Genomic DNA, 25,709 nt, shown 5'->3' on the forward strand with positions numbered 1-25,709 from the left:
CGTCCCGTCCGCCGTCCACACCGCCCTGGAGTTTTACCGTGATCACCGCTTCCGGCATCGAGCTGCGCGCCGGCGCCCGCATCCTCATCGAGTCCGCCTCCTTCCGTATCGCCAAGGGTGACCGCATCGGCCTCGTCGGCCGCAACGGAGCGGGCAAGACCACCCTCACCAAGTGCCTCGCAGGCGAGGGCAACCCCGCCGGCGGCACCATCGCCCGATCCGGCGAGGTGGGCTACCTCCCGCAGGACCCGCGCACCGGCGACCTCGACGTACTCGCACGCGACCGCATCCTCTCCGCCCGCGGTCTCGACGAGATCCTGCGCAAGATGCGCGAGAACGAGGAGCGGATGGCGAACGGCAAGGGCGCCACCCGTGACAAGGCGATGAAGAAGTACGAGCGCCTGGAGACGGAGTTCCTCACCAAGGGCGGATACGCCGCCGAGGCCGAGGCCGCCACCATCGCCGCCGCGCTCAGCCTGCCCGACCGGGTGCTCGGACAGCCGCTCCACACACTCTCCGGCGGTCAGCGCCGCCGCGTCGAGCTGGCCCGCATCCTGTTCTCGGACGCCGACGTCCTGCTGCTCGACGAGCCGACGAACCACCTCGACGCCGACTCGATCGTCTGGCTGCGCGACTACCTCAAGACCTACCGCGGCGGCTTCATCGTGATCTCCCACGATGTCGAGCTCGTCGAGACGGTCGTCAACAAGGTCTTCTACCTCGACGCCAACCGCTCGCAGATCGACATCTACAACATGGGCTGGAAGCTTTACCAGCAGCAGCGCGAGGCCGACGAGAAGCGCCGCAAGCGCGAGCGGCAGAACGCCGAGAAGAAGGCCGCGGCCCTCAACTCGCAGGCCGACAAGATGCGCGCCAAGGCCACCAAGACCGTTGCCGCGCAGAACATGGCCAAGCGCGCCGAGCGGCTGCTCTCCGGCCTGGAGGCCGTCCGGGTCTCCGACAAGGTCGCCAAGCTGCGCTTCCCCGAGCCCTCGCCGTGCGGCAAGACCCCCTTGATGGCGGAGGGGCTCTCCAAGTCCTACGGCTCGCTCGAAATCTTCACCGATGTGGATCTCGCCATCGACAAGGGCTCCCGCGTCGTCATCCTCGGCCTCAACGGTGCAGGCAAGACCACCCTGCTCAGGCTCCTCGGCGGCGCCGAGAAGCCGGACACCGGCGAGGTCATCGAGGGTCACGGGCTCAAGCTCGGTTACTACGCGCAGGAGCACGAGACCCTCGACCCGGAGCGCTCCGTCCTGGAGAACATGCGCTCCGCCGCCCCGGACCTCGACCTCGTCGAGGTCCGCAAGACGCTGGGTTCGTTCCTCTTCTCCGGCGACGACGTCGACAAGCCCGCCGGCGTCCTCTCCGGCGGTGAGAAGACCCGTCTCGCGCTGGCGACCCTGGTGGTCTCCTCCGCCAATGTGCTGCTCCTGGACGAGCCGACGAACAACCTCGACCCGGCCAGCCGCGAGGAGATCCTCGGCGCGCTGCGTACGTACAAGGGCGCCGTCGTCCTCGTCACGCACGACGAGGGAGCGGTCGAGGCGCTTCAGCCGGAGCGCATCATCCTGCTGCCGGACGGTGTCGAGGACCTGTGGGGCGCGGACTACCGGGACCTCGTCGCTCTGGCCTGATCCCGGACCCGTCACCGTCTGATCCACTTCTTCTGGATCATTCGGCCTATGCGTGATCCATCATCTGCGTGAGTACGTCTCGTACCTCGGCGCGGCGCCCGGCAGGTACCTGCCGGGCGCACCCATTTGGGGCCGCAATCCCCGTGTGGCCCTGACCTGGTGGTTCGTCCCGGGCCTGTCCCCACTCGCCCCCGCAGCCCCGCGGAATGCAGGATTCCAGTCGTGTAGGCCCGTTCCCCGAGCAGGAATCCGGTTGCACGGACCTTGCCGAATGGGTGGCCAGGAAGCCTCCGAGGGGTGATCATGAGAGTCCAGAGCGCACTTCCCATGAGGAGGCACGGGTGGCCGAGACTCTGAAGAAGGGCAGCCGGGTTACCGGCGCCGCGCGCGACAAGCTCGCGGCAGACCTGAAGAAGAAGTACGACTCCGGTGCGAGCATCCGGGCGTTGGCCGAAGAGACCGGCCGCTCCTACGGATTCGTCCACCGGATGCTCAGTGAGTCCGGAGTCACGCTGCGTGGACGCGGCGGAGCGACACGAGGCAAGAAGGCCGCCACGGCCTGACGGCCTTCGGCGGATCGGGGCAGGTCGTCCGGCCCGTCCCGGGGCTCACCGGTTTCGGCGGTGGCCACCCGGTCGATCGTGATGTCGGCCGGGTGGTTACTGTTCAGTCACTTAGCTCGAAGTGCTGACTGACCCGATCCGGAGGCGCCCCATGACCTCGCTCGACTCTGTGCTCGACAAGGACGGCGTACGACTCACCGTCGATGACGCGGTTGCCACGGTGACCCTCACCAATCCGGCCAAGCGCAACGCTCAGTCCCCCGCTCTGTGGCGGGCGTTGACAGAGGCCGGACGGGCACTGCCCGGCAATGTGCGGGTCGTTGTGCTCCGCGGCGAGGGCAAGTCCTTCTCCGCGGGCCTCGACCGGCAGGCGTTCACCCCTGAGGGGTTCGACGGTGAGCCGTCCTTCCTCGACATGGCGCGCGGCCCGGAGGCCGAGCTCGACGCGACCATCGCCGAGTACCAGGAGGCGTTCACCTGGTGGCGCCGCAACGACATCGTGTCGATCGCGGCCGTCCAGGGGCATGCGATCGGCGCCGGCTTCCAGCTCGCCCTCGCCTGCGATCTGCGGATCGTCGCCGAGGACGTGCAGTTCGCCATGCGCGAGACCAGCCTCGGTCTGGTCCCCGACCTCACCGGCACACACCCCCTGGTCAACCTGGTGGGGTACGCCCGCGCGCTCGAAATCTGCGCCACGGGCCGTTTCGTGCACGCCGCGGAGGCCGAGCGCACCGGCCTGGCCAACCTCGTCGTCCCCGCCGACGAACTGGACGCCGCCGCCCGCGATCTGGCCGGCGCACTGCTGGCTGCCCCGCGCGACGCGGTCGTGGAGACCAAGGCGCTGCTGAGCGGTGCCGCCTCCCGTGGTTACGAGGAGCAGCGCGTCGCCGAACGCGCCGCGCAGGGCCGCCGTCTGCGCGACCTGGCGGGCATCACCGACTGAGAGGGCTGCGCCCTCGATCACCGGGCGGGCTCGCTCCTGACGACCTCGCCCGCGATTGCCAGCGGCGTCGCGGTGTCCGGGACCTCCGCCTCCGGCGTTGTCGTCAGTCGCCGACGCTCCGCGTCGACTCCCTCCTCCGCCTTGGATTCGAAGGCCCCGGACGCCGCTCCTTCTCCCCCTGCCAATCGTGGGCGAGGTCGTAAGCCCCCGCCGGCGATCAGCCCCGTCCGGTGGTCAGTCCCGCTCCACCACCGCCGTGACCAGCACCGCGACTGAGGGGCGCCCTTCCACGGCATCGGACACCGCGCCCCGCACCGCACGTGCCACATCGAGCGCCCGGTGGCCGGAGTCCGTCGCCAGTTCGACCCGTACATGGTCCGGGCCCGCGTGCACAGCGTCGCCCAGCACCCGGGTCAGCGTCACGACACCCGGAACACCCGCGGCAGCGAGCCCCGCCGCCCCCTCCGGCCTCGCCGAGCGCACCTCGGCCGGTGCGGGCGTCCGCCGTTCGGGTGGTGTGTCCAGCAGCTCCGTCACCCGGAGATCCACCTCGGCGACCACCAGGCCCAGCCGGTGCCCGGCCGCCGCCAGCAGTGTCGAGCGCAGCGCCGCGGCCGCGGCGGGCAGCGGTTGGCCGGACATCGCCGACATGGTCGCCTCGATCCGCAGCGGCCCCGGCGGCAGTGCGCTCGGCGGCGGTTCCACCTCCGCGTCCGGGGCCCGGTCCGGATCAGCCACCAAGATCCTGAGCTCCCCGAGCACCGGTCCAGGTCCCGGCCCGCCCACCGAGTCGCGCAGCACCCGGGCCGCGGCCCGCTCCGAGATCCAGGCCCCGTCCGCCGGACCGCCCAGCGGAAGCAGCCGGCCGAGGCCGAGCCGTTGCCGAACCGCTGCCGTCCATCCGTCGGCCCTGTGCGGGCTGTCAGCCATCGTCATTTCCCCAGCCTGCCGCATCCATGGCGCGAGACGGGGCAAGCGCACTTAATGTGGGCAACGAGGTCCAACCTGCCCCGAAGGGAAGAGTGGCGATGACCGACACCCCACAGCGGAACCGTCCCGAGAGCCCCGACAAGGAATCGATCCCGATCACCAAGCGCGGCGGGGGAGACCCCGCCACCCGTGGCCGTACGACCATCGCGGACGGCGTGGTCGAGAAGATCGCGGGAATGGCGGCACGCGACGTGGTCGGTGTCCATGCGATGGGCAGCGGCTTCGCGCGTACGTTCGGAGCGGTGCGCGAACGGGTACCCGGAGGTGGGAAGTCCGTCACCCGAGGGGTAAAGGCGGAGGTCGGCGAATCACAGACCGCCCTCGACCTGGAGATCGTCGTCGACTACGGCGTGTCGATCGCCGATGTCGCCCGGGACGTACGGGAGAACGTGGTCGCGGCGGTCGAGAGGATGACGGGCCTCGAAGTCGTAGAGGTCAATATCGCGGTCAGCGATGTGAAGCTGCCCGACGAGGAAGAGGAAGAGCCCGAGCCACGTCTCCAGTAGGCCTCCTGACCGAGGCAGTTGAGGAGCGCAGGATGAACATGGCTGTGGTCGGCATGGTGGCCGGCATGGCGCTCGGATTCGCCGGGTACTTCGGCGGATTCGGGGCCTTTCTGCTGGTGGCCGCGTTGGGGGCGATCGGCTTCATCGTCGGTCGCTTCCTGGAGGGTGACCTGGAGCCCGGCGACTTCTTCCGGAGTCGCGAGCGCGGCGACCGACGGCGGTGACGGCGTTGTCGGGGGCGAGCGGCCGGGTCGCCGCCGGTGAGCGCGGGGAGACCCGGATCGCCGACCGGGTGGTCGCGAAGATCGCCGCACAGGCGGCGAAGGAGGCGATCGACGAGCCGCCGAAGGAAGGCGCCTCGCCGCGCGCCACGGTCACGGTGCACCGCGACACCGCCCGGGTCCGGGTGAGCCTGGAGCTCGGTTACCCCTCCGACATCGGTCGCCAGTGCGGCGGGGTGCGTCGGCATGTCACCGAGCGGGTGAAGGCGTTGGCGGGGATGGAAGTGCCCGAGGTCGCCGTACAGGTCGAGCGCCTGCATCCGACGGGAGCGAGCATCGCGGCACAGGGGAGGATCCGATGACCGAGCCCCACGAACCGGAACACCGTACGCAACGGCTGCCCATCACCCGGCCCGTCGAGCAGGAGACCGTGCTCGAACTCGACCAGTCCGCCTCGTCCGCCGCCTACGACCCGGTGCCCGCGCAGCAGGAGAGCGGCGGCAGGGCGGGCCGTTTCTGGTCCGCGCGCCGCATCCCCGCGGCAATCCTCGCCCTGGTGATCCTCGGCGGCACCGGTCTGCTGCTCTACGACGTGGCGGCGGTACGGGCCCACCACCCGGCGATGCAGTGGCGCCGCACGCTGGCCGACGAGCTCGCCGGCCGGCCGCTGGACAACGTCTGGGTGCTGGCCGGCGCGGCGGCCGCCGTGGCGATCGGCCTGTGGCTGCTCGTGCTCGCCGTCACCCCCGGACTCCGCGACCTGCTGCCGATGCGCCGCGACCGCCCCGGTGTACGGGCCGGCCTCGACCGGGCCGCGGCCGCACTGGTCCTGCGGGACCGGGCCATCGAGGTGTCGGGTGTGCAGTCGGTACGGGTCCGGATGGGCCGGGGCAAGGTCGGGGTGCGTGCGGTGTCGCACTTTCGTGAACTCGACGACGTAAGGGCCGATCTGGACACCGTGCTCGGGACCGGCATCAAGGACCTGGGCCTGGCCAGGCCGCCGAGCCTGTCCGTACATGTCCGCCGTCCCACGAAGAAGGGGTGAGCCCGTTGCTCAGGACCGTCAACCGGGTACTGCTCGGCCTGGCCGGGCTGGTGCTGATCTGCGGCGGCGGTGCGGTGCTCGCGGCCGGGCTCGGCCTCTCCGTACCGTCCTGGTGGCCCTGGTACGGCAAGGGCGATGTGCTCCTCAGTGTGGCCGACCGGGACCGTTGGCGCGGCGAGGGCTGGTGGTGGCCGACGGTGATCGCGGTCCTGGCCGTCGCGGTCGTCCTCGCCCTGTGGTGGCTGCTGGCCCAGCCGCGCCGCGCCCGTCTCGCCGAGGTGCTTGTGGACAGCGGCGACGGCGAGGGCGCGCTCCTGCGGGGCCGGGCCCTGGAGGGGGTGCTCGCCGATGAGGCGGGGGCCTTGGACGGGGTGGCCCGCGCCCAGGTCGTGCTGACCGGCCGGCGTAGTTCGCCGCACGCCAGGATCCGCCTGCTGATGGAGCCGCACGCGGCGCCGGACGAGGCGCTCGGCCGCCTCACCGACGAGGCGCTGGCCCATGCGCGGGATTCGGCGGGGCTGGCGCAGCTCCCGGCCGAGGTGCGGTTGAGGGCGGTCAAGCACCGTGCGGAAAGGGTGAGCTGACGACCTTCGGTGTGGCGTCCTGGACCGCCGGACGGGCTTGAGGAAATCGAACCCGTCCGGCGATCCAGGAGAGAGCGGGCCGGTTCAGAAGCCGTGCCGGGAGCCGCCGTCGACCGGAATCATGATGCCCGTCAGGTACGACGCCGCGGGCGAGAGCAGGAACGCCGCTGTCCTGCCGAACTCCTCCGGAGCGCCGTAGCGTCGCAGCGGAATACCTGCCTCATTGGCCGTACGAGAGGCTTCCGCATCGCCCGAGAGCGCATCCAGCTCACGCATCCGGTCCGTGCCGATCCGGCCCGGCAGCACCCCTACCACGCGGATGCCCCGGGGGCCGAGCTCGTCGGCCAGGGACTTGGCGAAACCGGCCAGGCCGGGGCGCAGACCGTTGGAGATCGTCAGCCCGGCGATCGGCTCGTACACGGAGCCGGAGAGCACGAAGCCGATGACTCCGCCCTCGCCGAGCGTGGCCGCCGCGGCCCTGGCAAGGCGCACCGCGCCCAGGAACACCGACTCGAAGGCCGACTGCCACTGCTCGTCGGTGTTGTCGGCGACGAAGCCGGGCGCCGGTCCGCCGACGCTGATGAGAATGCCGTCGAGCCGCCCGAAACGCTCGTGCGCGCTGTCCACCAGACGCTGCGCACAGGCGGGGTCGGCGTTGTCCGCAGCGAGGCCGACGGCGTCCGGCCCCAGCTCGGCAGCGGCCGCCTCGACGCGCTTCTCGTCCCGGCCGGTGATGATCACCCTCGCGCCGTCCTCGGCCAGCGCCCGCGCCGTGGCGTTGCCCAGCCCCCGGCTCGCTCCGGTGAGGATGTACACACGGTCCTTCAGTCCAAGATCCATGGGCCCTATCCTGCCGTGTCGCCCTCCATCGTGTTCTCCCCGGCCAGCGCCATGGCGGTGCCCACCAGCCCGATGTGGCTGAACGCCTGCGGGAAGTTGCCGAGCTGCCTGTGCCCGACGATGTCGTACTCCTCGGCGAGCAGCCCCACATCGTTGCGGAGCGCCAGGAGCTGCTCGAAGAGTTCTCCGGCCTCCTCGGCGCGCCCGGTCAGGAGCAGGGCGTCGGCCAGCCAGAACGAGCACGCCAGAAAGGCCCCTTCGCTGCCGGGCAGTCCGTCGATCGAGCTGCCGTCCGTGCTGTAGCGGCGGACCAGGCAGCCGCTGCCCAGCTCGTCCCGGACCGCGTCGACCGTCCCGATCATCCGGGGATCGTCCGGCGGCAGGAACCCGGTCCGGGGGATCAGCAGCGTCGCGGCGTCCAGGTTCCGGGAGCCGTAGGACTGCGTGAAGGTGTTCCGTACCGGGTCGAATCCCTTCTCGCACACCTCCCGGTGCACGGCGTCCCGCATCACCCGCCACCGCTCGGCGTCGCCGGCCAGCGAGGGGTTCTTCTCCAGGGTGCGTACGGCACGGTCGGCGGCGACCCAGGCCATCACCTTGGAGTGCACGAAGTGGCGGCGCTGCCCCCTGATCTCCCACAGCCCCTCGTCCGGCTCGCGCCAGGTGGACTCCAGGAAGCCGAGCAGGCTGAGCTGAAGACTCCAGGCGTGCGGCTTGTCGTCCAGGCCCGCCTCGCGCGCGAGCCGCAACGAGTCGATGACCTCTCCGTACACATCGAGCTGACGCTGGCGGACCGCGGCGTTACCGATCCGGACCGGGCTGGAGTTCTCGTATCCGGTCAGCCACGGCAGCTCCGACTCGGGCAGCCTGCGCTCGCCCGCCAGGCCGTACATGATCTGCAGGTCGGCCGGGTCCCCGGCGACGGCCCGCAGCAGCCAGTCCCGCCAGGCGGCGGCCTCCTCCAGATAACCGGCCGAGATGAGGGCACCGAGGGTGAGGGTGGAGTCCCGCAGCCAGCAGAAACGGTAGTCCCAGTTCCGTACGCCGCCGATCTCCTCGGGCAGTGAGGTGGTGGGAGCCGCCACGATGCCGCCGGTCGGGCCGAAGGTGAGCGCCTTCAACGTGATCAGCGAGCGGATCACCGCCTCCCGGTACGGGCCCCGGTACTTGCACTGCGCGGACCACTCCGCCCAGTCGGACAGGGTGCTCTTCAACGCCTCGAACGGGTCGACGAGATCGGGGCGGGGCGAGTGCGAGGGGTGCCAGGTCAGGACGAACGCCACCTGTTCGCCCTCGGAGACGGTGAACGACGAACAGGTGGAGAACTGCTGGCCCCACGTTCTGACCGGCGGCTCGCTGCGCAGCCAGGCCGAGTCCGGTCCCGCGACCGCCACCCGGTGCCCCTGCGAGCGGCGCACCCACGGCACGACCGAACCGAAGTCGAAGCGCAGCCGGATCACGGAACTCATGTCGACGGTGCCGCTGATGCCCTCGACGATCCGCATGACATCGGGTTCCTGGTCGCGCTGCGGCATGAAGTCGATGACCTTGACCGTGCCGGTGCGCGTCTCCCAGAACGTCTCCAGGACGAGGGAGTCACCCGCATAGGCGCGCCGGGTGCAGGTGCCCGCGTCCTTCGGGGCGATCCGCCAATGGCCGTTGTCCTCGTCGCCGAGCAGGGCCGCGAAGCAGGCGCCCGAATCGAAGCGAGGCAGGCAGAGCCAGTCGACAGAACCGTTCCTGCCGACCAGGGCGGCCGTCTGCAGATCGCCGATGAGGGCATAGTCCTCGATGAATGGGGTCACGTTCTGGCGTGTTCCCGAACCTGGGCCTCGCTAAGCAGTCCCAGGAGAGATGGGTGTCACTCCGACGGACAGCTGGAGCCGGCCCCCGGACAGCGCGCCGACACCCGGGCGGAGCCGGTGTCAGGCCGTCGCGGGTTCCGGCTGCTCCGGCTTCTTCGGCTCGGAGGCATCCTGCTCCCCGGCGGCGGCCTTGGCCGCGGCCTCCACCCGGTCGCGCTTCTCCCTGCGGGCGAGGACCACGAAGCCGACCGGGACACCGGCGGCGAACAGCCACCACTGCACGGCGTACGCCATGTGCGGGCCGATCGAGCTGTCGTCGGGAGCCGCGATCAGTTCCGGGGAGTCGCCGGAGGGCTCGGGTCCGGTCTGCTCGATGTAGCCGCCGAGCACGGGCCGGGAGAGCCTCTTGGCCTCCTGGGCGCTGTTGATCAGCATCACCTGGCGGTCCGGCAGGTCCGAGATGTCCTTGATGCCGCTGGCGCTCGTCGTCTCGTCGGCCTTGAGTCGCCCGGTGACGGTCACTTCGCCCTTGGGCACGGCCGGTACGTCGGGGAAGGCGCGCTGGCTGTCGGCGGAGGGTACCCAGCCGCGGTTGACCAGGACCGTGCCGCCGCCCTTGAGGTCGAGCGGGATCAGTACATGGACGCCGATCCGGCCGTCGGTGGAGGTCCTGCGGCGTACGACCACCTCGTGCGCGGTGTCGTACGTACCCGTGGCCGTCACCGCTCGCCAGTAGTCGGAGCGCGGGACCGTGTGACCCGGAGAGGTGAGCGAGGCGACCGGAACCGGTTTCGCCTTGAGGTTGTGGGAGATCAGAGAGTTCTGCGCGACCTTGTGCTCATGCCGGTGCAGCTGCCAGAAGCCCAGTTCGACCATCGTGGGAATCAGGACGAGGGAGAGGAGGGCGAGGATCAGCCACTGCCGGGTCAACAGGAAGCGGTACACCCCATGACGGTACAACTGCGTCATGGGGTGCATCGCGGAGGGGTGGGGGAAGGGCGCGTGGCGGCCGGTGATCAGACTTTGTCGACGATGCCCACCTTCCCCTCGGCGCGGGCGCAGTGACCGCCGCAGAACCAGTGCCCGTCGACCTCGACTCCCTGGCCGATGACCTGGACCCTGCAGTGTTCACAGATGGGCGCCATGCGGTGAATGGCGCAGGAGAAGCAGTCGAAGACGTGCACCGCGCCCTGCGCGTGCACCTCGAAGGACATGCCGTAGTCGTTTCCACAAACCTCGCAACGTGCCATGCGCCACAGGGTGGGACGCAAGGGCGGCGGCGGGCGAGCGGCGGGCGGGCGAGTCGTCCCTGGTTCACTCCGATGACGGCGCGGCCGCCCGCGTCGACGCCGGCGCCACATCGCGCAACAGATGGGTGAACGCGCTCTCGTCCAGAACCGGTGTGCCGAACGACTTCGCCTTCACCGTCTTCGACGTCGCCGAGTCCGGGTCATTGGTGACGAGCAGGCTGGTCAGCCGGGACACACTGGTCGCCACGTGCAGCCCGGCCTCCACGGCCCGGTCCTCCAGCAGCTCGCGGTCGACGGAGGTGTCCCCCGAGAACGCCACCCGCATGCCCTGCATGAGAGGTTTGTCCTTCTCGTACCGTCCGGGGTTCGGATACGGGCACGCCGGACGCTTACGTGAGGGACGCCAGCTGTTCTGACCGTACGAAGGCTGGTAGCCGACCCGCGGTGTGACCGGGGAGTCCGACCACTCGGTCAACGGCCGGCACTCCAGCAACGGCAGCCGCACCCCGCCCCGCGCCGCCGCATGCAGACTCGGCCGGAACGCCTCGGCCAGCACCCGGGCGTCGTCCAGGGCATGGTGGGCGCGCTGCTGCACGACTCCGAAGTGCGCGGCCAGCGACTCCAGCTTGTGGTTGGGCAGCGGCAGCCGCAGCTCCTTGGACAGCGCGATGGTGCACAGTCGCTGCTCGACGGGGGCGATGACCGAGGCCCGTGCGTACTCCCGGGCCAGCATCGACCAGTCGAAAGCCGCGTTGTGCGCGACGAGTACGCGGTTCGCGAGCCGCTCGGAGAGCTGGGCGGCGACCTCCGGGAAGAGCGGAGCGCCTTCGAGGACATCACTGGTCAGCCCGTGGATCCAGACCGGACCGGGATCACGCAGAGGGTTGACGAGGGTGTACCAGTGGTCCTCGACATTGCCCTGCGCGTCCAGGCGGTAGACGGCAGCGGACACTATCCGGTCGTCCCGTGCGAGTCCGGTGGTCTCCACGTCGACGACCGCGTACCCCTGCGGGTAGGCGGTCGGCCACGGTGCTGCGGTCTGGCGGTCGTCGAGCATGGTCACAGAGAATACGGGCCGCGACTGACAGTCTCCTATTCGGCTGTCTCCCGCCCCCGCATGCCGGTTCCACGGCGCGACCGCTGTTGTACGGACCCGGCCAGCAGCCCCTCCACCAGGGCACGTACAGAATCCGCGAACAGCCGGTCCGGGTCGGCGGGCCGGGCCAGTGCGCGGGCCAGCGCCGGGTCGTCGTCCGCGGTGGACGCGGCCCACAGATCGCCCTCGCCGGGTGACTGGACGGGGGACCGCTCCCGGTTGCGTTCGACGAGCAGGAAGCCGACGGTCTGGAACTGCACCGCGCGCACCGCTGCCGCCGCCCGCGCCCCGCGCAGCCCCGCGGCGTGCACCTCGTGGACGAGGGCCTGTTGCGCGGGGAGGAACATCCGCTCGGTGAGCCCTCGTTCGTGGACCATCGCGATCAGATGCGGCCTGGCCCGCAGTTCGCGGTGCAGGCCGCGGGCGACGGAGACGATACGGGCCGCCGGGGTCCGGCCGGCCGGGCGGAGGGTGCCCATCTCCTGCACGGTGCGCTCGACGAGGGCGTCCAGCAGCGATTCACGATTGCCGACGTGCCAGTAGATCGACGTGACCGCGGTGCCCAGTTCCGCGGCGAGAGCGCGCATGGTGAGGGCCTGCGGGCCGTTCCGCTTCACCAGGGCGCCGGCCGTGTCCAGGACCTCTTCGCGGGTCAGTGACGATCGCGCCACAGGGCTCCTTGATTCTCGAACTCCGTTACGTGCATGCCTATTTACCCTTCATCGGCGTCGGTGTAACTGTGTTACAGAACCGGCACGGAGAACCGGGACACCGAGACACAGGGAACCGATTCACGGACGATCGAGAAAGGGTGGTACGGCATGGCACGTGTACGGTACGGCGCGCGCACCGAGGCCGAGATCGCGGCGGCCCGCGCGGCCCGCTCCACGCTCCCCGACATCTGGTCCACCGGTGTGGTGGCCCTCTGGGAGAGCGACCCCGACGCGGTCGCGGCCGTCCTTCCGCCGCCCCTCAAGCCCGCCGAGCGCCCGCTCGTCCGGGCCAACATCAGTACGGTCGAACTCCCCGGCTACCCACTCGGTGCGGGCTCCGTCGCCGTCGCCGCCGTCCACGACGGCCACGAGGGCTGGTATCCGCTCGTCATGCCGATGACCCATGAACGGGCTCTGATCGGCGGCCGTGAGGTGTTCGGCGAACCGAAGAAGCTCGGCGAGGTGACCGTCGAACGCGACGGCCTCGTCGTCCGTGCCGCGCTCGCCCGGCACGGCATCGCGTTCGTCGAGGTGCGCGGCGCGGTCAGCGGGCCGCTCCCGCTGCCGCGGCCGACGGCCAAGCTCGACTTCTACTTCAAATTCCTGCCCGCGGTGGACGGCGAGGGCTTCGACTCCGACCCCGTCCTGATCCACTGCACCCGTCACGAGAAGGTCCGCAGACTGGAACGCATCTCGGGCGATGTGGTGCTGCGCGAGTCGGTGTACGACCCGGTCGCCGACCTCCCCGTACGACGGCTGGTCGACCTCACCATCGGCGAGAAGACCAGCGACCAGCGGGGCAGGGCCGTGGAGCGGGTGAGCGCCCAGGCCCTGCTGCCGTACATCCACCAGCGTTACGACGACCCGCAGCAGATCCACGACGGCCCGCCGGAAGGAAGCGTCCGATGAGACTCGAGGAGGGCCAGGTCGCCGTCGTCACCGGCGCCGCGAGCGGCATCGGCCTGGCGATGGCACGCAGGTTCGCTGCCGAGGGGCTGAGGGTCGTCCTCGCCGATGTGGAGGAAGGCGCGCTCGACAAGGCGGCGGGCGAGCTGCGCGAGAACGGTGCGCAGGTGCTGGCGCGGGTGGTCGACGTCAGCGAGCGGGACTCCGTCCAGGCTCTCGCCGACGCCGCGTACGACACCTTCGGCGCCGTCCATGTGCTGTGCAACAACGCGGGCGTCGGCTCCGGTGCCGAAGGGCGGATGTGGGAGCACGAGCCGAACGACTGGAAGTGGGCGTTCGCGGTCAATGTGTGGGGTGTCTTCCACGGCATCCAGGCGTTCGTGCCGCGCATGATCGCGGGCGGCGACCCCGGCCATGTCGTCAACACCTCGTCCGGCGACGGCGGGATCGCCCCGCTGCCGACCGCCTCCGTGTACGCGGTCACCAAGTCCGCCGTCGTCACGATGACCGAGTCGCTGTACGCACATCTGAAGGCGGAGGGCGCGGCGGTCGGCGCCTCGGTGCTCTTCCCCGGCCCGCACATGCTCCGTACCGGACTGTGGGAGTCGCACCGCAACCGGCCGGAGCGGTACGCCAAGGAGCGCCCGCGCAGGACCCCGTACCGCAGCCTCGGCCAGTGGGAGTCCGCCATGCGGGCGGCGGGCCACGAGGTGGAGTTCACCCCGGTGGAGGACGTCGCGGGGACCGTCGTGGACGGGATACGCGCCGACCGCTTCTGGATGCTGCCGGACAGCGAGCACAGCGACCGGCAGATCCGCGCCAGGTCGCAGTCGATGCTCGACCGGACCAACCCGTCGTACCTGGAGAGCTTCATACTCGACTGAGGAGCGAGCGATGACCGACGACCCGTACCTGATCATCTCCTCCGACTGCCACGCCGGGCTGCCCACCGAGGAGTACCGGCCCTATCTCGACGCCCGCTTCCACCGGGAGTTCGACGAATTCCTCGCCGGGCGCGACCGCCGCCGTGCGGAGATGACCCGCCTCGGCGTACGCAACGAGGCCTTCGCCGACAAGTGGTTCCACGACAACGAGGAGGGCCTGAAGGGCGGTTGGGACACCGCACAGCGTCTCAAGGAGCTCGACGGCGACGGGGTGGCGGCCGAGGTCGTCTTTCCCGACGCGGACGCCGTCGACAGCCGGACCGCCGCCCCGTTCGGCGTGGGCCTCGGGCTCTCCGGCGACCAGGATCCGGAACTGGGCATGGCGGGAGCGCAGGCCCACAACCGCTGGCTCGCCGACCTCGTCTCGCAGAACCCCGAACGCCACTGCGGGGTCGCCCTGTTGCCCGTCACCGGCGAGGTCGAACGGGTCGTCGCCGAGATCCACCGGGCCAAGGAGTCCGGACTCGGGGCGCTGATGATTCCCTCCATGTGGGTGGACAAGGCCCCGTACCACGACCGCCGTTACGACCCTGTGTGGGCGGCCGCCGCCGAGACGGGGATGCCGGTCGTCACGCACTCCGGGGCGGCCCCGCGCCACGAGTACGGCGACCACCTCGGGATCTATGTCTCCGAGGTCACCTGGTGGCCGTCCCGCCCGCTCTGGTTCCTGCTCTGGTCGGGCGCCTTCGAACGCCATCCCGGGCTGAGGTTCGGCGTCGCCGAGTCCGGCTGCTGGTGGCTGCCGAACCTCCTCTGGTTCATGGACCGGCTCTACCTCGGCGCCCACGGCGGAAAGAAACTCTCCCCGTTCGCCGAACTGAAGCGCCCCCCGCACGAGTACCTCGACCGCCAGGTCTTCATCTGCGCCACCAACACCAAACGCCGCGAACTCGCCCAGCGGTACGAGATCGGCGTCGACAACATCCTGTGGGGCAGCGACTTCCCGCACCCCGAAGGCACCTGGCCGAACACCGCGAACTGGCTGCGCAACACCTTCCACGACATCCCGGTGGCCGAGACCCGCCGCATGCTGGGCCTCGCCGCGGCCGAGGTCTTCGGCTTCGACACGGCGAAGCTCGCCCCGATCGCCGAGCGCATCGGCCCCACACCCGAGGATCTGGGCCAGAGCGCCGACCAGACAGCGGTCGAGGCGTCCTGGGCCAGGTCGCGCGAAGTGGGCCGGCACTGGCTGACCGACCACGACTTCCCGGTCCTGGGGGTTCAGTGATGGACCGCTACACAGTCATTTCCGCCGACTGCCATGCCGGAGCGGATCTCCTCGACTACAGGCCCTACCTGGAAGCGAAGTACCACGACGAATTCGACGCGTGGGCGGCGACATACGTCAATCCGTACGAGGACCTCCTTGCCGACACCGCCGACCGCAACTGGAACTCGAACCGTCGCGTCGCCGAGTTGGAGTCGGATGGTGTTGTGGCGGAAGTGGTGTTTCCGAATACCATCCCGCCGTTCTTCCCCTCGGCCTCCCTCATGGCGCCCGCGCCGTCGCAGGCGGAGTACGAACAGCGCTGGGCCGGCCTGCGCGCCCACAACCGCTGGCTCGCCGACTTCTGCGGGCAGGCACCGGGCCGGCGCGCGGGCGTGGCACAGATCCTCCTCAACGACCCGGCGGAAGCGGTCCGCGAGGTCCGCCGCATCAAGGCTGCGGGCCTGACCGGTGGCATCCTGCTGCCCGGCGCACCGCCCGGCTCCGGCATTCCTGAGCTGTACTCGCAGGTGTACGACCCGCTGTGGGCGGTCTGCGAGGAGCTGGACGTACCGGTGAACCACCACGGCGGCTCGGCCTCCCCGCCGCTCGGCGACGAACCGGCCGCCCGCGCTGTCTTCATGGTGGAGACGACCTGGTTCTCGCACCGGGCGCTGTGGCACCTGGTCTTCGGCGGAGCGTTCCGCCGCCACCCCGGGCTGAAACTGGTCCTCACCGAACAGGGCTCCGGCTGGATCCCGGGTGTCGTGGAGATGCTGGACTACTACCACGGACGGCTGGTCGCGGCGGCGAGCAGGGCATCCACTGCCGAGTCCAAGTTCGGTGCGGGGCTGGCAGCTTCGATGGGGAACAGCCCCCGTGAAATCTGGCGCGACAACTGCTACGTGGGCGCCAGCTTCATGCGGCCGCACGAGGTGCCGCTGCGCGACCGGATCGGCCTCGACAAGATCATGTGGGGCAGCGACTACCCGCATGACGAGGGCACTGCCCCGTACTCACGGGAGGGGCTGCGGATCGCGTACGCGGGCCTGCCGCCCGAGGAGATCGCGGCAATGGTCGGCGGCAACGCCGCGCGCGTCTACGGGTTCGACCTGGCGGCGCTCGACCGCATCGCGGAGGAGGTCGGCCCGACGGTCGAGGAGATCGCCGAGCCGCTGAAGGAGGTTCCGCCGGACGCGACCAGCCCCGCCTTCGCACCGGGCGGGTCGGTACGCGTCTGGTGACCGGGCGGAGTGAGACCATCCCCGGGTGACGGATACCCAGGCGCATGACGAAGCGCACGGCAACGGGCTCGGCGCGCGGCTGAACTGGCTGCGTGCCGCGGTCCTCGGCGCCAACGACGGTGTGGTCTCCACCGCGGGCCTGGTCGTCGGCGTGGCCGGCGCCACCGGCGACCGCGGCACCCTGCTCACGGCGGGCCTGGCCGGGCTGCTGGCCGGGTCCATGTCGATGGCGGCGGGCGAGTACGTATCGGTCTCCACCCAGCGCGATTCGGAGCGGGCCGCGCTGGCGACGGAGAAACGCGAGCTGGCGGAGACCCCGGAAGCCGAACTCGTGGAACTCACCGGCCTGTTGGAGGGAAAAGGCCTGAGCCGGGAAGTCGCCCGCGAGGCCGCCCTCCAGCTCACCGAACGCGATGCGCTGCGCGCCCACGCGGAGGTCGAGCTGGGCATCGACCCGGACGAGCTGACGAACCCGTGGCATGCGGCGGGCGCGAGCTTCCTGGCGTTCACGGCGGGCGCGCTGTTGCCGCTGCTGGCGATCGTGCTGCCCCCGGCGTCGCTGCGGCTCCTTGTGACCGTGCTGTCGGTACTGGCGGCGCTGGCACTGACGGGCTGGTGGAGCGCACGCCTGGGCGACGCGGCGCCGGGACCCGCGGTGCTGCGGAACATGGGCGGTGGAGCGGTGGCGATGGCGGTCACCTATACGGCGGGGGAGCTGCTGGGGGCGGTGGGGGTTTAGGGGAGGCGGACGATACGCTCGGGTTGGTCGCCGGCCGGCCCAGGTCCCGGCACATTCCGACCGCCTGCCGCAGCGAACCCTCGTACGTGTCGAGCTGCGCCCGGTCGTGGTCGGACAGGCACTCCGCCCGCGCCGCGTCGTGCCAGTGCCTGATGAACGCACGGATGTCGTCCTGCTCCATCGGCAGCAGCGAGTGCGCGACGAAGCCCTTGCACGGCAGTTCCCTGCCCCTGGAAACCGCGGTGGAGGGATCGCACGACGCCCGCATTGGCAGAAGTCACCAAAGACTGCTGACACCGCGTCTCGCATACTTGTTGGTAACAACGTCTAGTCCCCGGCCGACCTGCGGCTCTACGGTGCTCGCATGCCGCCGAACCTGCCCGATGTCGTGCTCTGGTCCATACCGGCCTTCGTCCTGCTCACTGTCCTCGAAATGGCCCTCCACCACTTCCATCCCGACGACGAAGCCGCCGGGTACGAGGCGAAGGACGCCGTCACCAGCATCACCATGGGGCTCGGCAGCCTGGTCTTCGACCTGCTGTGGAAAGTGCCCATCGTCGCGATCTACACCGCGGTCTACGAGCTGACCCCGCTCCGCGTCCCCGTGCTGTGGTGGACCGTCCTGCTGATGCTGCTCGCGCAGGACTTCTTCTACTACTGGTCGCACCGGGGCCACCACGTCATCCGGATCCTCTGGGCCTGCCATGTGGTCCACCACTCCAGCCGGAAGTTCAACCTCTCCACCGCGCTGCGCCAGCCCTGGACGTCGCTGACCGTCTGGCCGTTCTATGTGCCGCTCATCGCCTGCGGTGTCCATCCGGCCGCGCTCGCCTTCTGCTCGTCGGCGAACCTCGTCTACCAGTTCTGGGTGCACACGGAGCGCATCGACAAGCTGCCCGGGCCCTTCGAGTACGTACTGAACACGCCCTCCCACCACCGGGTGCACCACGCCTCGCAGGGCGGCTACCTGGACCGGAACTTCGGCGGCATCCTGATCCTCTGGGACCGGCTCTTCGGGTCCTTCACCGCCGAGACGGAGCGGCCCGTGTTCGGCCTCACCAAGAACATCGACACCTTCAATCCGCTCCGTGTCGCCACCCATGAGTACGCCGCCATCGCCCGCGATGTGCGGGCGGCGGGCAGCTGGAGCGAGCGGGCCGGGCGGATCTTCCGCGGGCCCGGCTGGCAGCCGGCCGGAACGGCCGCCCGTACGGCCCTCCCCGCCCAGGAGCGCACCGGATGAGCGCCGCTGCCGTCACGGACCGGCGGGAACGTCTCGTGCGCCCGCTGCTCATCGCCTTCCTGGTGGCCTCGGCCGTCGACCTCTTCGGTGTGCTCGCAGATGTCGGAGCCGCACACCTCGTCGCCAAGCCCCTGCTGATGCCGCTGCTGGCCGGGTACGCCGCCGCGCGGCGCGGCCCCGGGCTGCTCATCGCGGCGCTCCTGTTCGGCTGGGGCGGCGACACGCTGCTGCTGTCCGATGCCGATGCCGCCTTCCTCATCGGGATGGGCTCCTTCGCCGCAGGTCACGTCTGCTACCTGTGGCTCTTCGGACGTGCCCGCAGCTCGCTGCCCGTCGGGTTCGTCTACGCCGCCGTCCTGACCACCTTCGTCGCGCTGCTCTGGAGCGGGCTGCCGGCGGACATGCGGATTCCGATGACCGGCTACAGCCTGCTGCTCACGGCGATGGCGTACCGCGCCGGCACCCTCGGCCGGTACGCGGCTGCCGGCGGGGCGCTCTTCCTGCTCTCCGACGCGCTCATCGCCACCGGCATCGCCGACTGGCCGCAGCTGCCCGCCCCCGACTTCTGGGTCATGCTCACCTACATCGCCGCGCAGTTCCTGCTGACCGTCGGAGCGCTCGCACCCGGTGCGAAATGGGCTGGTGTCGCTCCTGGGGCGTACCGTGAGCGGAGTATCAGTATCTGAGATCAGCAAGGACCCACACGCATGCGCGCCACCGTCATCCACGCCCCCCACGACATACGTGTGCAGGAGGTGCCTGACCCGTCGATCCAGCAGCCCACCGATGTGGTGCTGCGGGTCCTGCGGGCCTGTATCTGCGGCAGCGATCTGTGGGCGTACCGCGGTGAGTCCGCCCGGCAGCCCGGCCAGCGCATCGGGCACGAGTTCCTCGGGATCGTCGAGGAGGCCGGTTCCGAGGTGGCCGGCTTCGCCGTCGGTGACCTCGTCGTCGCGCCCTTCGTCTGGTCCGACGGCAGCTGCGCGTACTGCGCGCAGGGCCTGACGACCTCGTGCCCGCAGGGCGGCTTCTGGGGCTCGGTCGGCTCCGACGGCGGGCAGGGCGAGGCCGTGCGGGTCCCGTTCGCCGACGGCACTCTGGTCAAGCTCCCCGCCGCCGCGGCCTTTGACGACCACCTGCTCACCGCGCTGCTGGCCCTGTCCGATGTGCTCGGCACCGGACACCACGCCGCTGTCGGCGCGGGCGTGAAGCCCGGCACCACGGTCGCGGTCGTCGGTGACGGAGCGGTCGGACTGTGCGGCGTCATGGCCGCCAAGCGGCTCGGCGCCGAGCGGATCATCGCGCTCGGCCGCCACCAGGTGCGTACGGACATCGCCCGCACCTTCGGCGCCACGGACGTCGTCGCCGAGCGCGGCGAAGCGGCCGTCGAAGCCGTACGGGAACTGCTCGGCGGCGAGGGCGCGCACGCCGTGATCGAGGCCGTCGGCACCGAGCAGTCGATGCGCACCGCCGTCGGGATCACCCGCGACGGCGGCTCCATCGGCTACGTCGGCGTGCCGCACGGCAGCGGCACCGGCCTGGACCTCGGCGTCATGTTCGACCGGAACATCGCCCTGCGCGGCGGCGTCGCCCCCGTGCGCACGTACATTCCGGAGCTGCTCCCCGACGTGCTGTCCGGCACGATCGACCCGTCGCCCGTCTTCGACCTGACCATCGGCCTCGATGACGTCCCCGCCGGTTACAAGGCGATGGACGACCGGACGGCGCTGAAGGTGCTCATCAAGCCGTGAGCCAGGCGGTCGCGTCCTCCCCCAGCGGGCCGGGCGGGCGCGACCAGTCGGTGGGGGAACCGTCGAAGGCGACCGGCGGCAGGGCGTGACGCAGCCGGCCCAGCGGGCCGTCCGTCTCCGTGAGCCACTTCGCCGGGTCGTACGAACCCCCGGCCCCGGCGCCGGGCTCCTGCCGGGCGGGCAGCTCGTCCAGCAGCCAGGCGGCGGTACGGGCGAGCGAGAGCGTGACCAGCCGGGAGCCGCCGTCGTCGTGCTGCTCGGTCAGTGCGCGCAGCACGGCGGCGGCCAGCAGATAACCCGTGCCGTGGTCGAGCGCCTGGGCGGGCAGCGCACCGGGCGGGTTCTCGGGCCCTGCCGCGGCCTCGATCGAGGCGACGCCGGTGGCCACCTGCACCAGACTGTCGAAACCGCGCCGCTGCGCCCATGGACCGTGTCCCCAGGCGGACAGGCGCCCGATCACCAGCCCGGGCCTGCGCGCGACCAGGGACTCCGGCGTCAGGCCGAACCGCTCGACCGCACCGGGCCGGTAACCGACGACGACCACATCCGCGCCGGCCAGCAGCTCGTCGAACGCGGCCGCACCGGAGCGGCTGCCGAGATCCAGCTCGACCGAACGCTTCCCGAAACCGGTGTCGCTGTGCGCGTCCTGGCTCTCCGGGAGCTGCGGGGCGTCGATCCGCAGGACGTCCGCGCCGAGCAGCGCGAGCGTACGGGTGGCGACGGGCCCCGCGATGACCCGGGTGAGGTCCAGCACACGCAACCCGGCGGCGGGCAGCAGCGGTTCACCGGCGAGCGCCGCCGTCCGGCGGACCGGCGCGCTGTCGATACGGTCCCTGGCCACCAGCGGTGTGCCCGCGACCGCGGCACCCCGAGGGTCGGCCGCCCACTCCTCGGGCGTACGGGCGACCACGGCCAGCCCGCCCGCGGCGTACACCGTCTGCTCGATCTCCGGTCCCCGGCGCCCGGCGAACGAGGCGGCGACGGCGTCCACGGCGATGTCGTCCGAGGTGTCCGCGGGCAGCCCCAGCGTGGCGAGCAACCGGGCCCGGTGGTGCGGGTAGTTGGCGTGCGTACGGACCCAGCCGTCCGCCGTGCGCCAGAACCGGGACAGCGGGGCGAAGTTGGTCGGTGCGCGCCCGTCGATCCGCAGATGGCGCTCGCTCGTGAACGCCGTGGCCACCGCACCGGCGTCGACCAGGACCTGTGGCACGGGGCGCGCGGTGCGGCGGGCGGCCAGTTCGGCGGCGGCCAGTGAGCAGACCGCGACGGCGGAACGGGCCAGCTCCATGGCGGGCAGCCGGGCGGGCAGCAGCCCGTCGGGGCCGCTCGTCCCGATGTGCGCGAGAAGCGCGGGATCACCGCCGAGCGCCGCCCAGGCCTGCTCCGTACCGGACTTTCGTGCATGAGTCATTCCCGCACTATGGCACTGAGTGCCACGAGTCGGGAAGCGACCTGGAAAGAAGTAGCGGGAGGGGCCGGCCGACGACTCCGGGCCCCTCCCGCTCCGTCGCGTCACCTACCGGCGGACCGCGTTCAGCGCGTTCACCACACCGGCGCCGTAGAAGCCGTTGTGGTTCTTGTCGCCCTCGCAGACGGCGTCGATCTTCCCGTCACCGTTGATGTCGTACGGAGCACCGCACTCGGTGGCGTCGGCCCCGGACGCCAGGAGCGCCTTCACCTGGGCCGCCGAGGCGTGCGGGTGCGTCGACTTGATCAGGGCCGCGACACCCGCGACATGCGGGGAGGCCATCGACGTACCGTTCTTGTAGCCGTACTTGCCGCCCGGCAGCGTGGACAGGATCGCACCGTTCGTGGCGGGCGGTGCGGGCGTCTGGTAGACCGTCGAGTCGCCGCCCGGGGCCGCCACATCGATGACACCGTTCCCGTAGTTCGAGTACGAGGACTTCAGCCCCTTGGCGCCGGTCGCGGAGACGGTCACGACGCCCGGCAGCATCGCCGGGATGTCGAGGCACTCGCGCGGGTCGATGGTCCGGGTGGCCGCCGTGGTGTCGTTCGGGCTGGTCGTGTCGTCGATCGCGCCGGAGGCCAGGTCGAAGCGGCTGTTGCCGGCCGAGGCGACATTGACCGTGCCCTTGTGCTCCGCGTACCGCGTGGCACGGGCGACGGCCTCGACCAGAGCGCCCTGGTCCGGGTCGTTCTTGCAGTTGAACATCCACGGGTCGGTGTAGTAGCTGTTGTTGGTGACATCGACACCGTGCTCGGCGGCCCAGACGAAGCCGCAGACGATCGACTCGGTGTAGAAGAAGCCGTTCGGGTTCGCGACCTTGATGCCGGCGACCTTCACGCCCGGCGCGACACCGGTCACCCCGATGCCGTTCTTCGCGGCGGCGATGGTGCCCGCGACATGCGTGCCGTGGTCGCTCTCACCGGTCTTGGGACGCCATGCGCCGTCCGTCGTGTCCGGCGCCCCGGACACGCAGCTCGCGGAGGCCCCGCGGTCGAAGTTCGGCGCCAGGTCCGGGTGGGTGTCGTCGACACCCGTGTCGATGACCGCGACGGTGACCTTGCTGCTGCCCAGCGTCTTCTGGTGCGCCTGGTCCGCCTTGATGGCGGGCAGATCCCACTGCAGGGGCTCCATCGGATCCTGGTCCGCCGTCGCCTCCGCCGCCGCGTCCCGGGCCTGCTCGGCGGTGAGCGGCTGCGCGACCCCGATGTCCGTGGTGGCCTGCGGAACGATGGGGCTGGTCCGGGTGGCCCCGGCCGAATCGACACCCTTGACCCGGCGGATCGACTTCGCGAAGTCCGGGTTCTGCGACTCGACGACGATGACGCCGATCTGCTCATAGGCGATCACCACCGTGCCGCCGGCCTCGGCTATCGCCTTCTTCACCTGCTTGACGGTGCCGTGATTGCTCCGCGTGTTGACGACGTACGAGAGCTTCGGGCCGTCCGTCGACACCGCCGCCGTGGGCTGCGCGTCCACCGGTGCGGCAGAGGCGGCACCCGTCGGCAGGAAGCCGAGCGAGGCCGTGAGTGCCAATCCGACGGGCAGCGTCAGTGCGCGCGTCCGTCTGGATCCCAGATGAGCCATGGGGTCTCCACATCATCCGTGCGGTCGACCGGACACGGGGTGTGCCAAGTCGCGTACATGACGAGTGAAGTTATCGCTGATCAGCCCTGTTGATCAATGAGTTTGGCGTACCCGGTTCGGCCGGACGGCCGCGAAGAGCCGAGTTCGAGAAGTGCGGACCCGCGGTGAACCGCTTCGCCGCGCTCTCCGTGCCGTTGTCAGGGGGAGACGCACCATCACCCCCGATAACGAGGATCCCCAGTGAAACCCACCGTCCCCACCACCACCGCACCCGCGTCGCGAGGAGATTCCGTGGCTACCGATGCACCGCCGCCCGAGGGCATTACGGAAACCCGCCCTGCCGAGCCCACGACCGAGGCGTTCATCGCGACGCAGGACAGCGCGGAGTTCGGCGAACTGCGCCACGCGTACCGCTCGTTCGCCTTCCCGCTGACCATCGCCTTCGTCCTCTGGTACCTGCTGTACGTGCTGCTGTCCAACTACGCGGGCGGCTTCATGGGCACCAAGGTCTACAGCAACATCAACGTGGCCTTCGTGTTCGGTCTCGCCCAGTTCGTCACCACATTCCTCATCGCCTGGCTCTACTCGCGCCACGCAGCCGCGAAGCTCGACCCGAAGGCCGAGGCCATCAAGTCCCGTATGGAGGCCGACGCATGAGCGCCGCGTACCAGTCGCACCCCGCCCTCCAGTTGGCCGCCTCCTCGACCACCGAGCACCGGCCGCTGATCATCACGCTCTTCGCGGTGTTCGTAGCCGCAACCCTGGGCATCACCGTCTGGGCCGGACGGCAGACCAGGAGCGCCTCCGACTTCTACGCCGGCGGACGCCAGTTCACCGCGTTCCAGAACGGACTCGCCGTCTCCGGCGACTACATGTCGGCGGCCTCGTTCCTCGGGATCGCCGGGGCCATCGCCCTCTTCGGCTACGACGGCTTCCTGTACTCCATCGGCTTCCTCGTCGCCTGGCTGGTGGCCCTGCTGCTGGTCGCCGAACCGCTGCGCAACTCGGGCCGCTACACGATGGGCGACGTCCTCGCCTACCGGATGCGGCAGCGCCCGGTCCGTACCGCCGCCGGCGTCTCCACCATCATCGTCTCGATCTTCTACCTGCTGGCGCAGATGGCGGGTGCGGGCGTCCTGGTCTCCCTGCTCCTCGGCATCACCAGCGACGCGGGCAAGATCCTCATTGTCGCGCTGGTCGGCGTGCTGATGATCGTGTACGTCACCATCGGCGGCATGAAGGGCACCACCTGGGTCCAGATGGTCAAGGCCGTGCTGCTGATCGCCGGTGCCCTCCTGATGACCTTCCTGGTGCTGCTGAAGTTCGACTTCAACATCTCCGACCTGCTGGGCACGGCCGCCGCGAAGAGCGGCCACGGAGCGGCGTTCCTGGAGCCCGGCCTCAAGTACGGCGCCACCGGCACCTCGAAGCTGGACTTCCTCTCCCTCGGTATCGCCCTGGTCCTCGGCACCGCCGGCCTGCCGCACATCCTGATCCGCTTCTACACGGTGCCGACCGCCAAGGCCGCCCGTAAGTCGGTCAACTGGGCCATCGGCATCATCGGCGCCTTCTACCTGATGACGATCGCGCTCGGCTTCGGCGCCGCGGCCCTGATCGGCCCGGACGAGATCAAGGCGAAGAACCCGGCCGGCAACGCGGCCGCCCCGCAGCTCGCCGAATACCTCGGCGGGGTCGGCTCCACCGGCGGCGCCGTGCTGCTGGCCGTGATCTCGGCCGTCGCCTTCGCCACCATCCTCGCCGTCGTCGCGGGGCTCACCCTCGCCTCCTCCTCCTCCTTCGCACACGACATCTACGCCAACGTCATCCGCAGGGGGAAGGCCACCGAGAAGGAGGAGATGCGGGCCGCCCGCTGGGCCACCGTCCTCATCGGTGCGGTCGCGATCGCCCTGGGCGCCTTCGCCCGCGACATGAACGTCGCCGGGCTGGTGGCACTCGCCTTCGCCGTCGCCGCCTCCGCCAATCTGCCGACGATCCTCTACAGCCTCTTCTGGAAGCGGTTCACCACCCAGGGCGCGCTGTGGTCGATCTACGGAGGTCTGGCGAGCTCGGTGTTCCTGGTGCTGTTCTCGCCGGTCGTCTCGGGCAATCCGAAGACGTCGATGTTCAAGGGCGTCGACTTCGCCTGGTTCCCGCTGGAGAACCCGGGCCTGATCTCCATCCCGCTGGGCTTCCTGCTCGGCTGGATCGGCTCCCTCCTCTCGAAGGAGGAGCCGGACAAGGGCAAGTACGCCGAGCTGGAGGTCAAGTCCCTCACGGGCGTCGGGGCGCACTGAAAGAGGAAAAGTTCTCCGAGGAGTTCGCTCCACGCGTCACTCCCGTTCCGTGGCCGCGTCGTAGAGTCCTACGACGCGGCCACGCCGCTCCTCGTGGCAAACGGGCCCCCTCCGATGTCGCAGGTCTCGCGTAGTC

General features: G+C 70.5%; 27 protein-coding genes. 18 read left to right on the forward strand and 9 right to left on the reverse strand.

Annotated features, from left to right (window positions below; all coding sequences use genetic code 11):
* Positions 1–38 precede the first annotated feature (38 nt).
* The 3 genes from OG609_RS31470 to OG609_RS31480 all read left to right on the forward strand — a co-directional run bounded on the left by OG609_RS31470 (position 39) and on the right by OG609_RS31480 (position 3,143).
* The gene (locus OG609_RS31470) at positions 39–1,637 is read left to right on the forward strand and encodes an ABC-F family ATP-binding cassette domain-containing protein (protein ID WP_327275933.1); all 1,599 of its coding nucleotides are present in this window, start codon (positions 39–41) and stop codon (positions 1,635–1,637) included.
* A gap of 341 nt (positions 1,638–1,978) precedes the next feature.
* On the forward strand, positions 1,979–2,200 hold the full coding sequence (locus tag OG609_RS31475; RefSeq protein WP_018518904.1) for a helix-turn-helix domain-containing protein: 222 nt from the start codon (positions 1,979–1,981) through the stop codon (positions 2,198–2,200).
* A gap of 151 nt (positions 2,201–2,351) precedes the next feature.
* Positions 2,352–3,143, forward strand: coding sequence for an enoyl-CoA hydratase/isomerase family protein (locus OG609_RS31480; protein WP_327275934.1), 792 nt, complete (start codon positions 2,352–2,354; stop codon positions 3,141–3,143).
* Between the two features lie 234 nt (positions 3,144–3,377).
* On the opposite strand, the gene OG609_RS31485 is transcribed toward OG609_RS31480, so the two are convergent.
* A complete protein-coding gene (locus OG609_RS31485; RefSeq protein ID WP_327275935.1) occupies positions 3,378–4,079 on the reverse strand; it encodes a hypothetical protein in 702 nt (233 codons plus the stop codon).
* Between the two features lie 92 nt (positions 4,080–4,171).
* On the opposite strand from OG609_RS31485, the gene OG609_RS31490 reads away from it, so the two are divergent.
* The 5 genes from OG609_RS31490 to amaP are packed head-to-tail and all read left to right on the forward strand — an operon-like array spanning position 4,172 to position 6,489.
* Positions 4,172–4,639, forward strand: coding sequence for an Asp23/Gls24 family envelope stress response protein (locus OG609_RS31490; RefSeq protein ID WP_327275936.1), 468 nt, complete (start codon positions 4,172–4,174; stop codon positions 4,637–4,639).
* Positions 4,640–4,671: 32 nt separating this feature from the next.
* Positions 4,672–4,863, forward strand: a complete 192-nt coding sequence (locus tag OG609_RS31495) for a hypothetical protein (RefSeq protein WP_327275937.1) — start codon at positions 4,672–4,674, stop codon at positions 4,861–4,863.
* Positions 4,860–5,222, forward strand: a complete 363-nt coding sequence (locus OG609_RS31500) for a hypothetical protein (RefSeq protein WP_382898826.1) — start codon at positions 4,860–4,862, stop codon at positions 5,220–5,222. Before OG609_RS31495 ends, OG609_RS31500 begins: the two co-directional genes overlap by 4 nt.
* Positions 5,219–5,905, forward strand: a complete 687-nt coding sequence (locus OG609_RS31505) for a DUF6286 domain-containing protein (RefSeq protein WP_327275938.1) — start codon at positions 5,219–5,221, stop codon at positions 5,903–5,905. The genes OG609_RS31500 and OG609_RS31505 overlap by 4 nt, the downstream gene beginning before the upstream one ends.
* The gene (amaP, locus tag OG609_RS31510) at positions 5,902–6,489 is read left to right on the forward strand and encodes an alkaline shock response membrane anchor protein AmaP (protein ID WP_327275939.1); all 588 of its coding nucleotides are present in this window, start codon (positions 5,902–5,904) and stop codon (positions 6,487–6,489) included. Before OG609_RS31505 ends, amaP begins: the two co-directional genes overlap by 4 nt.
* An 84-nt stretch (positions 6,490–6,573) precedes the next feature.
* Here the strand turns inward: amaP and OG609_RS31515 are convergent, their stop codons facing one another.
* The 6 genes from OG609_RS31515 to OG609_RS31540 form a co-directional block, all read right to left on the reverse strand.
* Positions 6,574–7,329, reverse strand: coding sequence for an SDR family oxidoreductase (locus OG609_RS31515; protein ID WP_327275940.1), 756 nt, complete (start codon positions 7,327–7,329; stop codon positions 6,574–6,576).
* Between the two features lie 5 nt (positions 7,330–7,334).
* Positions 7,335–9,134, reverse strand: a complete 1,800-nt coding sequence (locus tag OG609_RS31520) for a glycoside hydrolase family 15 protein (RefSeq protein ID WP_327275941.1) — start codon at positions 9,132–9,134, stop codon at positions 7,335–7,337.
* 120 nt (positions 9,135–9,254) lie between these two features.
* Complete coding sequence (locus OG609_RS31525; RefSeq protein ID WP_327278251.1) at positions 9,255–10,079, reverse strand: SURF1 family cytochrome oxidase biogenesis protein; 825 nt, start codon at positions 10,077–10,079, stop codon at positions 9,255–9,257.
* 71 nt (positions 10,080–10,150) lie between these two features.
* Positions 10,151–10,384 (reverse strand): hypothetical protein, encoded by a 234-nt coding sequence (locus OG609_RS31530; protein WP_136330261.1) that lies wholly within the window; start codon positions 10,382–10,384, stop codon positions 10,151–10,153.
* A 64-nt stretch (positions 10,385–10,448) separates the two neighbouring features.
* On the reverse strand, positions 10,449–11,447 hold the full coding sequence (locus tag OG609_RS31535) for a DEDDh family exonuclease (RefSeq protein WP_327275942.1): 999 nt from the start codon (positions 11,445–11,447) through the stop codon (positions 10,449–10,451).
* A gap of 29 nt (positions 11,448–11,476) precedes the next feature.
* Positions 11,477–12,151 (reverse strand): TetR/AcrR family transcriptional regulator, encoded by a 675-nt coding sequence (locus tag OG609_RS31540; protein ID WP_327275943.1) that lies wholly within the window; start codon positions 12,149–12,151, stop codon positions 11,477–11,479.
* Positions 12,152–12,301: 150 nt separating this feature from the next.
* Here OG609_RS31540 and OG609_RS31545 point away from each other — a divergent pair, with 150 nt between their 5' ends.
* From OG609_RS31545 to OG609_RS31580, 8 genes are all read left to right on the forward strand, one after another.
* Positions 12,302–13,102: an acetoacetate decarboxylase family protein gene (locus OG609_RS31545; protein WP_327275944.1), complete on the forward strand. Its 801-nt coding sequence runs from the start codon at positions 12,302–12,304 to the stop codon at positions 13,100–13,102.
* Positions 13,099–13,983, forward strand: coding sequence for an SDR family NAD(P)-dependent oxidoreductase (locus OG609_RS31550; protein WP_327275945.1), 885 nt, complete (start codon positions 13,099–13,101; stop codon positions 13,981–13,983). Before OG609_RS31545 ends, OG609_RS31550 begins: the two co-directional genes overlap by 4 nt.
* 10 nt (positions 13,984–13,993) lie before the next feature.
* Positions 13,994–15,271 (forward strand): amidohydrolase family protein, encoded by a 1,278-nt coding sequence (locus OG609_RS31555; protein WP_327275946.1) that lies wholly within the window; start codon positions 13,994–13,996, stop codon positions 15,269–15,271.
* Positions 15,271–16,494 carry an amidohydrolase family protein gene (locus OG609_RS31560; RefSeq protein WP_327275947.1) on the forward strand — a complete coding sequence of 408 codons (1,224 nt, stop codon included), beginning with the start codon at positions 15,271–15,273 and terminating at the stop codon, positions 16,492–16,494. Before OG609_RS31555 ends, OG609_RS31560 begins: the two co-directional genes overlap by 1 nt.
* A gap of 25 nt (positions 16,495–16,519) precedes the next feature.
* Positions 16,520–17,233, forward strand: coding sequence for a VIT1/CCC1 transporter family protein (locus OG609_RS31565; RefSeq protein ID WP_327275948.1), 714 nt, complete (start codon positions 16,520–16,522; stop codon positions 17,231–17,233).
* A 364-nt stretch (positions 17,234–17,597) separates the two neighbouring features.
* A complete protein-coding gene (locus tag OG609_RS31570; protein ID WP_327275949.1) occupies positions 17,598–18,476 on the forward strand; it encodes a sterol desaturase family protein in 879 nt (292 codons plus the stop codon).
* Positions 18,473–19,162: a lysoplasmalogenase gene (locus OG609_RS31575; RefSeq protein ID WP_327275950.1), complete on the forward strand. Its 690-nt coding sequence runs from the start codon at positions 18,473–18,475 to the stop codon at positions 19,160–19,162. The genes OG609_RS31570 and OG609_RS31575 overlap by 4 nt, the downstream gene beginning before the upstream one ends.
* 21 nt (positions 19,163–19,183) lie before the next feature.
* On the forward strand, positions 19,184–20,227 hold the full coding sequence (locus OG609_RS31580; protein WP_327275951.1) for a zinc-dependent alcohol dehydrogenase family protein: 1,044 nt from the start codon (positions 19,184–19,186) through the stop codon (positions 20,225–20,227).
* Here the strand turns inward: OG609_RS31580 and OG609_RS31585 are convergent.
* A complete protein-coding gene (locus OG609_RS31585; protein ID WP_327275952.1) occupies positions 20,217–21,638 on the reverse strand; it encodes a CoA transferase in 1,422 nt (473 codons plus the stop codon). The genes OG609_RS31580 and OG609_RS31585 overlap by 11 nt on opposite strands.
* Before the next feature lie 105 nt (positions 21,639–21,743).
* Positions 21,744–23,279: a S8 family peptidase gene (locus tag OG609_RS31590; protein WP_327275953.1), complete on the reverse strand. Its 1,536-nt coding sequence runs from the start codon at positions 23,277–23,279 to the stop codon at positions 21,744–21,746.
* Positions 23,280–23,570: 291 nt separating this feature from the next.
* Here OG609_RS31590 and OG609_RS31595 point away from each other — a divergent pair, with 291 nt between their 5' ends.
* Positions 23,571–23,936, forward strand: a complete 366-nt coding sequence (locus OG609_RS31595) for a DUF485 domain-containing protein (RefSeq protein ID WP_327275954.1) — start codon at positions 23,571–23,573, stop codon at positions 23,934–23,936.
* Positions 23,933–25,573 (forward strand): solute symporter family protein, encoded by a 1,641-nt coding sequence (locus OG609_RS31600; protein WP_327275955.1) that lies wholly within the window; start codon positions 23,933–23,935, stop codon positions 25,571–25,573. Before OG609_RS31595 ends, OG609_RS31600 begins: the two co-directional genes overlap by 4 nt.
* Positions 25,574–25,709 lie beyond the last annotated feature (136 nt).

It is taken from the genome of Streptomyces sp. NBC_01224 (assembly GCF_036002945.1).
Lineage (GTDB): Bacteria > Actinomycetota > Actinomycetes > Streptomycetales > Streptomycetaceae > Streptomyces.

Bases quoted from the DNA above. Each gene is read 5' to 3' on its own strand.
- OG609_RS31480 (WP_327275934.1), top strand. From the start codon at position 2,352: ATGACCTCGCTCGACTCTGTGCTCGACAAGGACGGCGTACGACTCACC.
- OG609_RS31485 (WP_327275935.1), bottom strand. From the start codon at position 4,079: ATGACGATGGCTGACAGCCCGCACAGGGCCGACGGATGGACGGCAGCG.
- OG609_RS31490 (WP_327275936.1), top strand. From the start codon at position 4,172: ATGACCGACACCCCACAGCGGAACCGTCCCGAGAGCCCCGACAAGGAA.
- OG609_RS31495 (WP_327275937.1), top strand. From the start codon at position 4,672: ATGAACATGGCTGTGGTCGGCATGGTGGCCGGCATGGCGCTCGGATTC.
- OG609_RS31505 (WP_327275938.1), top strand. From the start codon at position 5,219: ATGACCGAGCCCCACGAACCGGAACACCGTACGCAACGGCTGCCCATC.
- OG609_RS31515 (WP_327275940.1), bottom strand. From the start codon at position 7,329: ATGGATCTTGGACTGAAGGACCGTGTGTACATCCTCACCGGAGCGAGC.
- OG609_RS31530 (WP_136330261.1), bottom strand. From the start codon at position 10,384: ATGGCACGTTGCGAGGTTTGTGGAAACGACTACGGCATGTCCTTCGAG.
- OG609_RS31545 (WP_327275944.1), top strand. From the start codon at position 12,302: ATGGCACGTGTACGGTACGGCGCGCGCACCGAGGCCGAGATCGCGGCG.
- OG609_RS31550 (WP_327275945.1), top strand. From the start codon at position 13,099: ATGAGACTCGAGGAGGGCCAGGTCGCCGTCGTCACCGGCGCCGCGAGC.
- OG609_RS31555 (WP_327275946.1), top strand. From the start codon at position 13,994: ATGACCGACGACCCGTACCTGATCATCTCCTCCGACTGCCACGCCGGG.
- OG609_RS31560 (WP_327275947.1), top strand. From the start codon at position 15,271: ATGGACCGCTACACAGTCATTTCCGCCGACTGCCATGCCGGAGCGGAT.
- OG609_RS31570 (WP_327275949.1), top strand. From the start codon at position 17,598: ATGCCGCCGAACCTGCCCGATGTCGTGCTCTGGTCCATACCGGCCTTC.
- OG609_RS31575 (WP_327275950.1), top strand. From the start codon at position 18,473: ATGAGCGCCGCTGCCGTCACGGACCGGCGGGAACGTCTCGTGCGCCCG.
- OG609_RS31580 (WP_327275951.1), top strand. From the start codon at position 19,184: ATGCGCGCCACCGTCATCCACGCCCCCCACGACATACGTGTGCAGGAG.
- OG609_RS31585 (WP_327275952.1), bottom strand. From the start codon at position 21,638: ATGACTCATGCACGAAAGTCCGGTACGGAGCAGGCCTGGGCGGCGCTC.
- OG609_RS31590 (WP_327275953.1), bottom strand. From the start codon at position 23,279: ATGGCTCATCTGGGATCCAGACGGACGCGCGCACTGACGCTGCCCGTC.
- OG609_RS31600 (WP_327275955.1), top strand. From the start codon at position 23,933: ATGAGCGCCGCGTACCAGTCGCACCCCGCCCTCCAGTTGGCCGCCTCC.